The 13266-nt window shown below is 46.2% G+C and carries 11 protein-coding genes; 7 read left to right on the top strand and 4 right to left on the bottom strand.

Annotated features, from left to right (window positions below):
• Positions 1 to 824: MurR/RpiR family transcriptional regulator (locus PMI05_RS21545; RefSeq protein ID WP_007726262.1), on the bottom strand; the 824-nt coding region annotated here is incomplete at its 3' end.
• Between the two features lie 171 nt (positions 825 to 995).
• Here PMI05_RS21545 and gnd point away from each other — a divergent pair.
• Both gnd and PMI05_RS21535 read left to right on the top strand, forming a co-directional pair.
• Positions 996 to 1892, top strand: coding sequence for a phosphogluconate dehydrogenase (NAD(+)-dependent, decarboxylating) (gene gnd / locus PMI05_RS21540; protein WP_007726260.1), 897 nt, complete (start codon positions 996 to 998; stop codon positions 1890 to 1892).
• Between the two features lie 186 nt (positions 1893 to 2078).
• Positions 2079 to 2864 (top strand): enoyl-CoA hydratase/isomerase family protein, encoded by a 786-nt coding sequence (locus tag PMI05_RS21535; RefSeq protein WP_007726259.1) that lies wholly within the window; start codon positions 2079 to 2081, stop codon positions 2862 to 2864.
• Here the strand turns inward: PMI05_RS21535 and PMI05_RS21530 are convergent, their stop codons facing one another.
• Complete coding sequence (locus tag PMI05_RS21530; RefSeq protein WP_007726258.1) at positions 2865 to 3569, bottom strand: MerR family transcriptional regulator; 705 nt, start codon at positions 3567 to 3569, stop codon at positions 2865 to 2867.
• A gap of 179 nt (positions 3570 to 3748) precedes the next feature.
• Here PMI05_RS21530 and PMI05_RS21525 point away from each other — a divergent pair, with 179 nt between their 5' ends.
• Positions 3749 to 5014, top strand: coding sequence for a bifunctional 2-polyprenyl-6-hydroxyphenol methylase/3-demethylubiquinol 3-O-methyltransferase UbiG (locus tag PMI05_RS21525; RefSeq protein ID WP_007726257.1), 1266 nt, complete (start codon positions 3749 to 3751; stop codon positions 5012 to 5014).
• A gap of 2 nt (positions 5015 to 5016) precedes the next feature.
• Positions 5017 to 7602, top strand: coding sequence for a metallophosphoesterase (locus tag PMI05_RS21520; RefSeq protein ID WP_007726252.1), 2586 nt, complete (start codon positions 5017 to 5019; stop codon positions 7600 to 7602).
• A gap of 53 nt (positions 7603 to 7655) precedes the next feature.
• Here PMI05_RS21520 and PMI05_RS21515 read toward each other — a convergent pair whose 3' ends face one another.
• Positions 7656 to 9068, bottom strand: coding sequence for a sodium:alanine symporter family protein (locus PMI05_RS21515; protein WP_007726250.1), 1413 nt, complete (start codon positions 9066 to 9068; stop codon positions 7656 to 7658).
• Between the two features lie 43 nt (positions 9069 to 9111).
• Entirely contained in the window at positions 9112 to 10089 is a 978-nt protein-coding gene (locus PMI05_RS21510; RefSeq protein ID WP_039961159.1) for a glutaminase, read from the bottom strand.
• A gap of 267 nt (positions 10090 to 10356) precedes the next feature.
• On the opposite strand from PMI05_RS21510, the gene PMI05_RS21505 reads away from it, so the two are divergent.
• From PMI05_RS21505 to PMI05_RS21495, 3 genes are all read left to right on the top strand, one after another.
• The gene (locus PMI05_RS21505; RefSeq protein WP_052006447.1) at positions 10357 to 11616 is read left to right on the top strand and encodes a sensor histidine kinase; all 1260 of its coding nucleotides are present in this window, start codon (positions 10357 to 10359) and stop codon (positions 11614 to 11616) included.
• A 4-nt stretch (positions 11617 to 11620) separates the two neighbouring features.
• Positions 11621 to 12553: a response regulator gene (locus tag PMI05_RS21500; protein ID WP_007726242.1), complete on the top strand. Its 933-nt coding sequence runs from the start codon at positions 11621 to 11623 to the stop codon at positions 12551 to 12553.
• A gap of 154 nt (positions 12554 to 12707) precedes the next feature.
• Positions 12708 to 13266, top strand: a 559-nt coding sequence (locus tag PMI05_RS21495) for an alpha/beta fold hydrolase (RefSeq protein ID WP_007726240.1), incomplete at its 3' end; no start/stop codon positions are given.

Here is a 13266-nt window from a genome sequence, read left to right as displayed (position 1 = left end):
TTGGCGATCGTATCATCCTGCCGCCGTAAGGATACGGCTACATAGAGCAGATCAATTAAGTTGAGCTGAGCAAGCCTGGAGGACAGGGCTTCTGTACGAAATACCGTTTCGCGTGAAGTTGTGTACAAGCACATGTCTGCCAGACGCACGAGAGGAGATTTCCCATAGCTTGTGATGCCGATTGTTTTTGCTCCGGCTTCCTTGGCAACCTGTAGGGCTGCCAAAATATCTTTATTGGAGCCAGAGTGGGAGATGCCTACGACGACAGCACCTTTAGTAAGCAGAGAGGCGGACATCACTTGATAGTGAGCATCAGAATGATAGAGACAAGGGATACCTGTCCGCATAAATTTGTGGTACGCATCCTGCGCGATGACGGCTGAGCCTCCCGAGCCATAGAACTCGATCCGGCTTGCGTTTTCCAAACAGGAGACGATTTTCATTAACTCATCTTTATTGATAATCTGCTGTGTGTCCCGAATCGTCTCGATATTCGCTGTGAAAATTTTTTCAGCAATCGCACTAACGTCATCGTCGTCGAGATTGATTTCTTGGTGAATCGTTTGCTTCGGATTCGTGACTTCACTCGCCAAGGCGATCTTGAATGCTTGGTAGCCACGAAATCCAAGCCTGCGACACAGACGAAAAACGGTAGCATCTGCACACTGGCATTGGTCGGCTAGCTCCGTGATAGAGAAGTGAATAATTTCACTGGCATGCTCCAAAATATAGTCGGCGATCTGTTGTTCTTTCCCGCTTAGTTGCGTATAGATGGCGCGTAATTGCGTGAGCACCCGAGGAGCATGCGGGGTGGAAGCGTTCATCAATAGGTACCTCCTAACGTTCCATTGTGAATCTGTACTGATAGTATAAGGAAAATCAGACTCTTTTTCATAGGTTCGAAAAAATTTTCTTCATTTTTGATGAAAGATGAAAATTTTTGTCTTATAATACGTGGTAACGGATATGATCCAAAAAGGAGTGACGTACACGATATGAAACTTGCGATCCTCGGATTAGGAAAAATGGGGTACAATCTCACGCTTAATTTGCTCTCGCATCAGCATGAGGTCGTAGCCTATGATGTAGATTCTACGCGTGCAGAAGAGTTGAGTCATGAAGGTGCGATTCCAGCATTTTCGGTGGAAGACGCTGTGGCGAAGCTGCCGACACCTCGCGTAATATGGCTGATGGTACCGGCAGGCGAGATTGTGGATCAGTTGGTTGATCAACTCGCTACCTTGCTAGCTGTCGGAGATATCGTCATTGACGGTGGCAACTCTCATTACAAGCAATCGTTAGATCGCTATGCACGCTTAAAGGAGCAGGGCATTCACTTCATGGATGCAGGTACGAGCGGAGGCATGGAGGGAGCGCGCCACGGAGCATGTATGATGATTGGTGGCGATCGGGAAGCATTCACTCATATTGAGCCGATGATTCGCGACATTAACGTCGAAAACGGATACTTGTACGCTGGGGAAGCGGGCAGTGGCCATTTCTTGAAAATGATTCATAACGGGATTGAGTATGGCATGATGCAGGCGATCGGGGAAGGCTTTGAGGTACTTGCGAAAAGCCAGTATAACTACGATTTTGCTGAGGTCGCACGCGTGTGGGCAAATGGTTCCGTCATTCGAGGCTGGTTGATGGACTTAACAGAGCGAGCTTTTCGAAAAGACGCCAAGCTCGATGAAATCCGTGGGGTCATGCAGTCTTCCGGGGAAGGAAAATGGACGCTGGAAACCGCGCTGGATCTACAGGCAGCAACACCCGTGATTGCGATGTCCTTGCTGATGCGTTACCGTTCCTTGGACGAGGATACGTTCCACGGAAAAGTGGTCGCAGCCTTGCGCAATGAATTTGGTGGACATGCCGTAGAAAAGAAATAAGAAATGGGATGACCGCAAAGGTGCTTCGATGGTTGGAGCTCCGGGGTCATCCTTTTTTGTTTTGTATATGGAAGAAGAAGGAATTTCCGATCGTAAAGCAAAGTATGCAGGTATCGCCCAGAAGTTTGCCTGGTCGAAAAGTGCTTGATTATTCAGTAGCTTCTAAAACGATGGGAGGATGGAAAGATGAGCGTTGAAGAGGTTGTTTTGTACAAGAATGAGAAAGGAATCGTGACCCTTACGCTAAACAGACCAGAGGCATTGAATGCATTGAACCGAGATGTCCTTAATCAGCTTTCGACCATCTTGGACAGGATCAAAACTGATCCCAGTGTGAAAGCCGTCATCCTTACAGGGGCGGGAGAAAAAGCATTTTCGGCCGGCGCTGACATCTCGTATCTTCATCAGGCGACACCGCTGGAAGTAAGGGATTTTGCTCAGTTGGCCGTTTCGGTGACCAGTCAAATCGAAACGTTGGGAAAAGTAGTCGTGGCTGCGATTAACGGCTATGCGTTAGGAGGGGGACTTGAGATCGCGGAATCGTGCTCGCTGCGTATTGCGGTTCGCCATGCCAAAATGGGACATCCCGAAGTACGAATTGGAGCAGTGGCGGGCTTTGGTGGAACAACCAGACTCCCTAGGCTAATAGGAAAAGGCCGTGCCGCAGAGTTGCTTCTTACAGGATCAGCGATAGATGCAGATGAAGCATACCGAATGGGTCTGGTAAATCGGGTCGTTTCGCGTGAGCGGCTACTGGCAGAAACAGAGGAGCTTCTCCAAGAAATTTTGTCTCAGTCTCCGCTGGCAGTGAAACTAACGTGGGATGCGATTCATCGAGGGAGTAACCTGACAGTAGAGGAGTCCGCACTTCTAGGCGCAGACTATTTCGGACTCGTGGCATCCACCGAAGACTTCCGGGAAGGAACCAAAGCTTTCTTAGACAAGACTACACCGCGTTTTACAGGGAGATAATCACACGAGCTTCAATACCTCACACAATTCAACCAACCGCCTAACACCGTACATCTGATGGCGATTGCGATCGTGAATGCTCCTGATCGCATCTGCCGTCACTTTTTTTGCCTGCTCAATACTTTGATTTTCTACTGCCTGTACAATTTCTTTCATGTTCGTTAAAAAATACACCGTATTGCGCAATGTGCGGATAAGCAAAATCTTCCGTATATCCATGGGAGTGAATTGGCGGTAGCCATTCTCAGGATCTCTTGGCAGTACAAGCAAGCCTTCTTTTTCCCAATGTCGAATCGCAGACGTTGTGACTCCTGTGTAAGCAGCGACTTCACCAATCGCCATGCGGTTTCGCCACTTTTTGTTTGGAGGCAAGGAGAGATCGAGATTTTCCAAAAGTTTGAGTGTTTGGTCTGCTGCGACCTTCTCTTGTTGGAGGTTGGCCTGTTCTTTATTCACGAGCCAAAAGGCAGCATCCATATCCGCTTTTTGAAGAGATCGAAGGACTTCACAGGTGACAGCGACACCGAAGCCAGGGAACATGGCGCGCAGGCAACGAAAATAGGCAAGATGGATTTCTGTATACAGTCGATAACCATTGTCTGCACGATCAGGAGCAGGAACGACTCCCCATGATTCATAATGGCGCAAAGCACTCGTACTAATATGTAGCTCGCGAGCGATCTCAATCGGCTTGTAATAAGGCATCTGACGCACCTCCCGCTGGTTTGTTATCGCGGATTTCACTATACCAAGAACAGCATCTCGTAGCAAATGTTCTTGTAATTTTTGGTAGGTCGTAATACTTTTACCCTGTTCAGCATGGGATGAAAAAGCGAAGATTGTCAGTAGGTATTGATTCTTCTTTTCCAGAGGTGAGACAACGTATGGCCATTGTTCAGCTACAATCAGAGAACCCGGACTTTTCGTTCATGATCAAGAAAAATCCGAATTCCGGACTGAGTTTACGATCCATTCGAAAAGGTATCGCATACGGGTGGTTTTCTAATACGGATACATATAACGTTTACTTTAAAGATGCAGAAAATGAGGTCTCCTATAAACAATCCGAACAGGAGCATTTTGAATATTTGAATGTCTCTCGGTACAATACACCCTTGTTTCCGTTAAATGCGATCAATGAATTTTTTTCCGCTCCGATGAAGCAACATGACGAGCGGGATGTAGAAGGGTACGAGCATGTTTTTTTCATTAACATGATTCACATCGAACGACTGCTGTATCTGACATTTTTTGAGAAGCACCTCAAGGATTTCACCTTTGAACTCAAGCACCACGCCGATAAAAGCTACGCTTTGACCATCACAACGAGAACGAGTATGCACCAGCTTCTCCACGTCGTGAGCGTGCTCTGTCTATTCTTGAGTATGTTTGGAAAAGAGTACATCGATATATCCGATAACATCCTGGATAAATACATCAAAAGCATCCATGTCATCGACGCACCTTTTTACATACGAAGCCTATTCGCTCGCAACTTCCTGACAACCAGAGATCGCTATCGCAAGTACAAGACCGAGATCGAGAAGACGAGCCGCTATCCCATTCAATTGGAGTATGGCAGCACCGGTTTGCAGAGAAGGAACTACATCGCGAGTAAGCTTCCTTTTACCAAATCGATTGTAGATATCGGTTGCGGGGAAGGCTTTTATGCGATTCCGTTCGCTACCAAGCTGCCGCAGTATTACTATGCCATCGATATCGATGAACAATCACTGGAATTAGTCAGACGTAGGGCTGAGGAAAAAGAAATCTCGAATCTGATTTTGTCCCCCTCGCTCGATCAGTTTTTACAGGATTACAACGGTGAACAGGTAGATGTCATTTTGACTGAGGTCATTGAGCATATGAGCAAAGATGAAGCGAGAGCGCTCATTAAGCAAATCTGCAGTCGATTGGATTTTGACCATTTTATTATTACGACACCGAACTCGGATTTTAATCAGTTCTATGAGTTGGAAGGCTATCGCCACGATGATCATAAATGGGAAATGGGACAAGAAGAGTTTCAGGCATGGATGACCGAGATCATGGAAGAAGCCGGGGTGCGGGGGCAATTTGTGTCCATTGGTGACGGCGTGAATGACATCCACACCACACAAGGCGTCATTGTCCAGAGAAAGGGGGCGTAACGATGCTGTTACAGACACAGGTTCACACGATTTTTATGCTCGTCGGTCCCACCGAATGTGGGAAAACGACTTTTGCCAAGGAAGTACTCATGCCGGGGCTTTCATTTGAAGATGAACAAAAAAACGTAAAAGCAAATGTCCAATACATTTCCTCGGACAGCATTCGCCAGGAATTACTGGGCTATGATTACGACAAGTATGATCAGGTGATGCTGGAGGCCAGTGAGCAGGCATTTCTGCTCCTATTTGAAAAGCTGCGCTTGGTGACTTCGTTTCCGATCAACGCCGAATTCGTGGTTGTCGATACAACAGGACTAGCAGAAGACTTCCGCTCGAAAGTCCGCGACATTGCAGCGGAGAACAATTACCGCTTGGAAGTGATCCTCTTTGATTATCGCAATCGGGAAGATTACTATGCATCCGAACGGTCAAAAAAACTGATTACGAACCATATTCTCCGGTTGAAGCAAGAAGTGCTCCGGGCATTATCAAAGGAAGGGTACCACAACATTCACCGGATACGGCACAAAGATTTTTACGCAGTAGCTGATGGGGTGGCTAATCCTCGTTATGATATCGTGATCGAAAATAAGGATGCATATCTGGCTACGATCCTTCCCAAAGATCAAACATACATCATCATTGGAGACATTCACGAATGCGTCCATGAATTAAAAGGACTCCTGCAAACCTACGGATTCAAGCTCGAGGACAATCGTCTCATCTCGACTGACAAGGTGCAGCATACCAAAATCATCGTAGTAGGGGACTGGATCGACAAAGGAGCGCAAACTAGGGAGATCATTGAGTTTCTATACGAGAATCAACAGCATTTCTTGTTTGTTCTCGGGAACCACGAAAATTTTGTCTACAAGTACTTGCGAAAGGAACTAAAAGGGGTAGACCCACAGCTACTGGATACTTATTTTGATTCCACACACGTCCTGGAAAAAGACACTAAATTAACAGAGATGTTCAATCATCTGTATACACTGGCTCAGCCATTTTATCGATCTAACGCACTGACTGGCCCGTCCTATTATGTCACACATGCTCCCTGCAAAAAGAAGTATATCGGAAAGCTTGATGCGAATTCGATGCGGCGCCAACGCAATTTTCGGATAGACCGAACAGCTTCTTTGGAAGAGCGACTCGCATTTTTGACGGTTGAGGCAGTCAGTAACCATCCGTACCATATTTTTGGACATATCGCGGCACAAAAAACGATTCGCCTGAAGAACAAGCTCCATCTCGATACTGGATGTGTGCACGGAAATGCTTTGACCTCCGTCGTGATCGCACACAAGCCGTTTTTCAAGTCGGTTCAGTCTGAGCATCGGGTGATGACAGAGGAGCTACCGATCCTGTTCCATGCAGAAAAACAAGTATCCATGGGAGATTTGGAAGAGGAAGAACTCCGTCGACTCCGTTACTGCTCACAAAATAAGGTCAATTTTATTTCCGGAACGATGCCTCCGGCGGATAAGGATGAGGCGACTCAGGAATTGGAGTCGTTGAAGGCGGGACTGGACTATTTCGCGAATCGAGGCATTCATCAAGTCGTGTTGCAGCCGAAATACATGGGTTCGAGATGCAATCTCTATCTCCATCATGATCGCGACAAATGCTTTGAGATCAGCAGAAATGGCTATGCCATCAATCAGGTTGATTTGACATCGATTTATGACAAGCTACATGCAAGGTTCCGCGAATACATGGAGCAGAATGAAATGGCGATGCTCATCTTAGATGGCGAATTGTTGCCGTGGAGTGCAATAGGGAAGGGCTTGATCGAAAAGCAGTTCAAACCAATCGAATCCGCGCTGGGCAGTGAATTTGCATTTTTGCAGGAAAACGGTTTTGAAGAGGCGCTACACCAACTCATCCACAACTATGACGAGAGCGGATTCGAAAAAGACCAGTTCCACCTATCCAAGAGTGCGCTCACGGAAAAATTCGGTTCGAGCTTGTATCAAAACTACAAGTATGCGCGAGAAATCAAAGAGAGTTACGTTCCTGTCGACAAGCATTTGGAGGCCTATCACATTTACAAAAAACAGATGGAGCTCTATGCAGGAGAAGGTGAGCTTGACTACAAGCCTTTTTCCATTCTAAAGGCCGTCTATTTGAATGGGGACGAGCAATTGCCCGATTGGAAAACATCCGATATGTATCGCTTCGTAAATGACGATCATTTTCTCGCCATCGATTTGTCTGAGCAGAATGCGTATGAACAAGCGGCACGTTACTTTTCCACGATTACACTGGAAAACAAGATGGAAGGCATCGTGATCAAGCCAGAGTTGATCGATCAGAAGGTCGTGCCTGCCATGAAGGTTCGCAATCCAGAGTACATGTCGATTATTTATGGCTACGACTATCGTTTCCCACACAAGTACCGCAAGCTTTTCAAACAAAAAAATATTACGCAAAAGCTCAAGACTTCGATGAAGGAACACAAGCTGGGTGAAAGGATGCTTGGTTTCAAATTCGACGACATTTCTCCAGAAAATACGGAGTATCAAAAAGCAGTCGCAACGATGCTCTTTGAAGTGGCGAAGGAAAAAGAGATCGATCCGCGATTGTAAATGAAAAACGAGAAGCTGCTGACTGAGCAGGCTTCTCGTTTTGATTTGCAGAGCTATTTGTTGGACGATGGAGCAGTATCCCATGCTTCGATATTATCGACGCCTTCAATACTGTCCTTGTAGAATACAGGATCTTTTCCTGCTTTTTTCTGTTCCAAATAATCATGTAGCGCAGCATACGCGACTTTTGATAACATGGCAATCGCAATCAGATTGACGATGACCATGAGGCCCATGAACAAGTCGGCCAAATCCCATACGAGCTGTACCTTTGCCACTGATCCGAACAACACCATGGCGAGTACACTTAAACGATATAGCATGAGCCATGCTTTGCTTGTCTTTAAAAACTCGATGTTGGTCTCGCCGTAATAGTAGTTCCCGATCAAAGTACTGAAGGCGAACAGGAAAACCATAATGGCAAGGAAGCCAGAAGCCCAAGAACCGATATGAATGCTCAGTGCTGCTTGGGACAGCTCAATGCCACTCAAGCCTTGTTGCGTGTACGCGCCGGACAGCAAAATGATGAAAGCTGTGCTTGTACAAATTACGAGGGTATCGAATAGAACACCGAATGCTTGAATCAGACCTTGCTTCACTGGATGGCTCGTTGTTGCCGTTGCCGCAGCATTCGGTGCACTACCCATACCAGCTTCGTTAGAGAACAAACCACGCTTGATGCCGTGCATCAGGGCTGCACCCAGGGTTCCACCAGCGAATTGCTCGAATCCAAACGCGTTTTTCACAATCAACGTGATCAGAGCAGGCATCTCGGTGATGTTCATCATCACAATAAACAGGGCCATACCTATGTACAACACAGCCAAGACAATCACGATGTACTCAGACATTTTTGCGATGCGTTTCACACCACCGAAAATAATCAATGCAAATGCGATAGTCATGATAATTCCGATTGTCAATCGGTCGGTACCGAACGAATTTTCAAAGGCAATCGTGATGGTGTTGGATTGCACGGCGTTAAATACGAGACCAAACGAAAGCGTGATGAGGACAGCGAACAGTGCGCCCATCCAACGTTTGTTCAGCCCTTTTTCCATATAATAAGCCGGACCGCCACGAAAACCGTTCTTATCCTTGATTTTATAAATCTGAGCGAGCGTACTCTCAACAAAACTGGATGCCGAACCGATAATCGCAATGACCCACATCCAGAATACGGCGCCAGGACCACCTAATGCGATCGCAATAGCAATTCCCGTAATGTTCCCTGTACCGACACGCGCGGCCATACTAATAGCGAAAGCTTGGAAAGGGGAGATGCCGCCATCGTCTTTCGCTCTCCCTTCTTTAATGGAACGGATCATTTCCGGTAACATACGTACTTGCAAAAATTTACCCCGGAAGGTAAAGAACAAGCCTAACGCGATTAGCATGACAATGATAATATAGGACCACAAAAAATCGTTTACGGAAGTTGTTACATCGAGTAAGAATTGTTGCATCGTGTCACCTCGAATTTTCTTATGAATTTTTCCTTAGTATTCTCTAAAAAATCGTTACATCCCATTCCTGAGCCATATGTTTTAACAAAGAAACGCCCGCTACACTGTTTCCACAACCGTCAATGGAAGGTCCAAAAATACCGATTCCACAGCCATCTTGAAACGGTGAATGTGGTTTGCGGTTAGGAGGAACCAGTGTCATGATTCCGCCTGAGACGCCACTTTTTGCTGGCAAGCCAACATTCGCGGCGAATTTGCCCGATGCATCGTACATGCCACAGGTGAGCATCAGTGCTTTAGCTAAACGGACGACATCTTTCGGAAGAACTTGTTCGTTGCGCATCGGATGGTAGCCATCGAGTGCCAAAAGGAGACCGATCAAGGCAATTTGCTCGGTGGTTACTTCAATCGAGCATTGGGTGAGATAGACCTCCAAAGCGTCTTCCACTTCGCACGCCAAATAGCCGGTATCCTTTAAATAGTGGGCGAGTGCCCGGTTTCTGTGAGAGTTTTCCCATTCGGAAAGAAACACTTCCTCGTTCACCGCTGGTGTAATACCTGTAATTTTACTGAAAAATGCATACAAGTAGCGCAGTTTATGATCCGGTGTTTGACCAGGGAGGAGTGAAGATGTCGTAATCGCTCCCGCATTGATCATCGGATTAAAAGGCTTACCTGGTTTGTTCATTTCCAGACGGATAATGGAGTTGAATGCATCTCCAGTCGGTTCTACATCTACCCGATCCAACACGTAAGGGATACCATGGTAGCAGCAAGCAGCAATAAAACTGATTACTTTGGAAATACTTTGCATCGTGAAAGGAACTTCCCAGTCACCCGCCGTGTGCATTTTTCCTGTAGGCTCGATGATACAAATACCTAACTGATTCGGATCCGTTCTGTCCAAAGCAGGGATATAACTGGCACATTTTCCTTCAGATGCCTTGGAACGATATTGTTCCACCCATTGCTGTAATTCATCCACGAGTAAAACCTGTTGAATCAACGCCTTTCCCCCCAAAAATCGAATACACTGCTCTTACGCGAAGAGGAAGAGAAAGCGCTTCCATGCTTCGCGAAATACATATAATGAACACTTTACAACCACCCTACAAAATAAAACAAAAACTCACAGATTGATTCATGTGAGTGTTACATTTTTTTTTGAGACTTGTCCTACACGCGTATCCTCGGTAAAAATAGATAGGGGCATCAAGAAACAACATGGGATGTGAAAGGCGTGCGTGTACAAACACAAGTAAAACGAGATTGGTATATATTGGCGCTCATGCTGATTACGGTCCCATTGGCAGGGGAGTTGAAGTTTTATCCCGTCAATGAGACATTTCGAATTAGCTTTGGAGCTCCTACCTTTTTCTTCTTTTTATTACTGTTTCAAAGAATTCCATCTATTCTCGCTGGCTTTTTGACGGGGATTACCGTTGTATGCTTTCGGATGGTGATTGACCTTATCGCCGGGAATCATACAGCATGGGAGGCTTCTCTCCAAGCGCATTATTCTAGCTTTTTCTTTTATTTTGGTTATTCTGTTCTGTTTTATCTAACCGGAATGCGTCGTTTTCACAACAGGACGATTTTGGTTGGATTGATGGGAATGGTCATCGAGGTATTGGCTGACCTCATTGAGTTTCTCTCGCAACATGTCCTGCTGGATACCGTCCTCACATGGGGAGCGGTGCAAGAGATGCTCGTTATCGCTCTGTCCCACAGCTTTATCGTGATTAGTTTTCTCAACATGATGAAGCTGTACGAAGCACAGTCGAGAGAGCAACAGACAAGAAAACAGAACGAACACATCCTTATGCTGATTTCCACCTTGTATGAGGAATCGATTCATCTGAAAAAAACACTGCAAAATGCCGAGAGTATTAGTATGAAGTCTTTCGAGCTTTACCAGGGCTTGCAGGAGCTTCATAAGGAACAGGTGGCCACGAATGTAGAGAGCTTTGCCAAGAAAGCATTGATTGTCGCAGGCGAGGTTCACGAAATTAAAAAGGACAACCAACGTATTTTTGCAGGGCTTCACAAGCTGATATCCGATGAAAGCATCACGGATTACATGGACATCCACCAGATCGTGGACATTATCAAACGAAGCAATATGAAGTATGCAACTTTGTTGGAGAAGGACATACAAATCACAGCTTCCATTTCGGGGACACATCCGCTCTACCATGTTTTCATGATGCTTTCTCTGATCAATAATCTGGTGGCAAATGCAGTGGAAGCCATCCAGCAAACAGGAGCCATTTCCATTGAAATTGATCGGATAGGCGATCTTGTGGAAATCAGAATCAACGATGACGGACCGGGAGTACCTCCACGGCGAAAGGCTTTGCTGTTCAAGCCTGGCTTTACTACGAAATACGATCAAACCGGCAACCCCTCTACAGGGATCGGACTGTCTTATGTACAACAATTGGTGGAACAATGGCAAGGAGAAATCTCCTTACAGGATGGAGTAGATGGGAAGGGGACAACATTTCTCATGCGATTACCAATTGATCCGATAACGAAGAAAGAGTGAGAAGATGCTGTTTTATTTAGTTGATGACGATGATGCTGTACGTCTCATGTTGACGGAAATCATAGAAGACGAGAATCTGGGCGAAGTCGTGGGGGAAGCATCTGACGGCTCGATGGTAGACGGTCATACGTTAACCGCACGCAACGTAGATATTTTGCTGATCGATTTGTTCATGCCCAACCGGGATGGGATTGAGACGATTCGCCAAGTGAAGCCGACATTCACAGGAAAGATCGTCATGATTTCTCAGGCAGAAACGAAAGATTTGATTGCTCAAGCTTATGCCCTTGGAAGCGAATACTACATTATCAAGCCTGTAAACAAGATCGAAGTCGTAACGATCCTCCAAAAAGTGATCGAGAAAATTCGCCTAGAGCGTTCGATACGGGACATTCACAAATCGCTGAATGCGGTCATGCAAGTGGACCAGCAGCCTTCCGGACAACTTCGTCCGTCACAGGGCAAACCACTTCGCGAGGCGGGTCAGTTTCTGTTAACGGAGTTGGGTATCGCGGGAGACAATGGAAGCAATGACTTGCTAGATATTTTGGACTTCTTGCATGGATACGAACAGACGCATACGTTTAAAAATGGATTTCCGGCCCTGAAAGAGATCTTTGTGGCAGTAGCACAGGACAGGCTCGGAGTAGCTGTGGACGATCCACAAGTCGCCAAGGTTGTCAAAGCTTCTGAGCAGAGAGTCCGTCGAGCGATCTATCAGTCGCTGAATCATTTGGCGTCTCTTGGACTTGCGGACCTCTCGAATTGGAAGTTCGAAAATTACGCTTCGCAGTTTTTTGATTTTACGTATGTGTGGAAGAAGATGGCGGAGTTAAAGAGCAATGCTGCATCGCCGAATTCAGATATTCGGATCAATATGAAAAAGTTCATTCAAGTGCTGTATGCTGAGGCGAAGCGCATTCAGTCGGAGGCGTGATTGTTCTGTGTCCGACGTGTAGAGGTAAGTCCTGATCATGTTGATTAGGGCTTTTTGTTTTGTCTGGGAATGCATTCTTTTTTATTGACTAAACATTCATTCAATAATAAACTGGGATCATATACCAAATCTACAATTCACGGAGGGATCACCGATGGATTTGTACTATGAGGTTTCAGGGGAAGGAAAACCACTCATTCTATTGCATAGTGGCGGTGCTGATTTGCGAGATTGGATGTTTGTCGCGCCGATTCTAGCGAAGCATTACCAGGTCATCGCTTTCGACGGACGCGGATGTGGAAAATCGCCGTCTCCAACAGAGACAGCCAATTACGTCGCTGATTTACTTTCCGTCATGGACCATTTTCAGTTGGACGAAGCCACGCTCGTAGGGCACTCAATAGGCGGACGAATTGCAACGGATTTTACGCTGACTTATCCGCAGCGAGTGAGTAAACTTGTGCTGATTGCTCCAAGTTTGACCGGCTATACACCGAGTCAGCCATTTACGGAATGGATGCAGAAAATCCAAGAAGAACAGGATGTTGACCGTATGGTAGAGCTTTCCTTATCGGCCTGCCCGTACCGCCTCGTGATGGGAAGTCCGCAGAAGGACCTTCTGGTAGAGATGGCGAAGCATAATTTAGCAAAAATATTCGAGTGGGCGACATGGGAGTCCGTATGGCCACAGCCGCCTGCCATTGAGCGGCTTT

The sequence above is a fragment of the Brevibacillus sp. BC25 genome, from assembly GCF_000282075.1.
GTDB lineage: Bacteria > Bacillota > Bacilli > Brevibacillales > Brevibacillaceae > Brevibacillus.
The sequence above is the reverse complement of the archived record's forward strand: the minus strand, read 5'-3'. Positions and strand labels throughout refer to the sequence as shown.

Bases quoted from the DNA above. Each gene is read 5' to 3' on its own strand.
- PMI05_RS21525 (WP_007726257.1), top strand. From the start codon at position 3,749: ATGGCCATTGTTCAGCTACAATCAGAGAACCCGGACTTTTCGTTCATG.
- PMI05_RS21500 (WP_007726242.1), top strand. From the start codon at position 11,621: ATGCTGTTTTATTTAGTTGATGACGATGATGCTGTACGTCTCATGTTG.
- gnd (WP_007726260.1), top strand. From the start codon at position 996: ATGAAACTTGCGATCCTCGGATTAGGAAAAATGGGGTACAATCTCACG.
- PMI05_RS21505 (WP_052006447.1), top strand. From the start codon at position 10,357: ATGCTGATTACGGTCCCATTGGCAGGGGAGTTGAAGTTTTATCCCGTC.
- PMI05_RS21520 (WP_007726252.1), top strand. From the start codon at position 5,017: ATGCTGTTACAGACACAGGTTCACACGATTTTTATGCTCGTCGGTCCC.
- PMI05_RS21535 (WP_007726259.1), top strand. From the start codon at position 2,079: ATGAGCGTTGAAGAGGTTGTTTTGTACAAGAATGAGAAAGGAATCGTG.
- PMI05_RS21515 (WP_007726250.1), bottom strand. From the start codon at position 9,068: ATGCAACAATTCTTACTCGATGTAACAACTTCCGTAAACGATTTTTTG.
- PMI05_RS21530 (WP_007726258.1), bottom strand. From the start codon at position 3,569: ATGCCTTATTACAAGCCGATTGAGATCGCTCGCGAGCTACATATTAGT.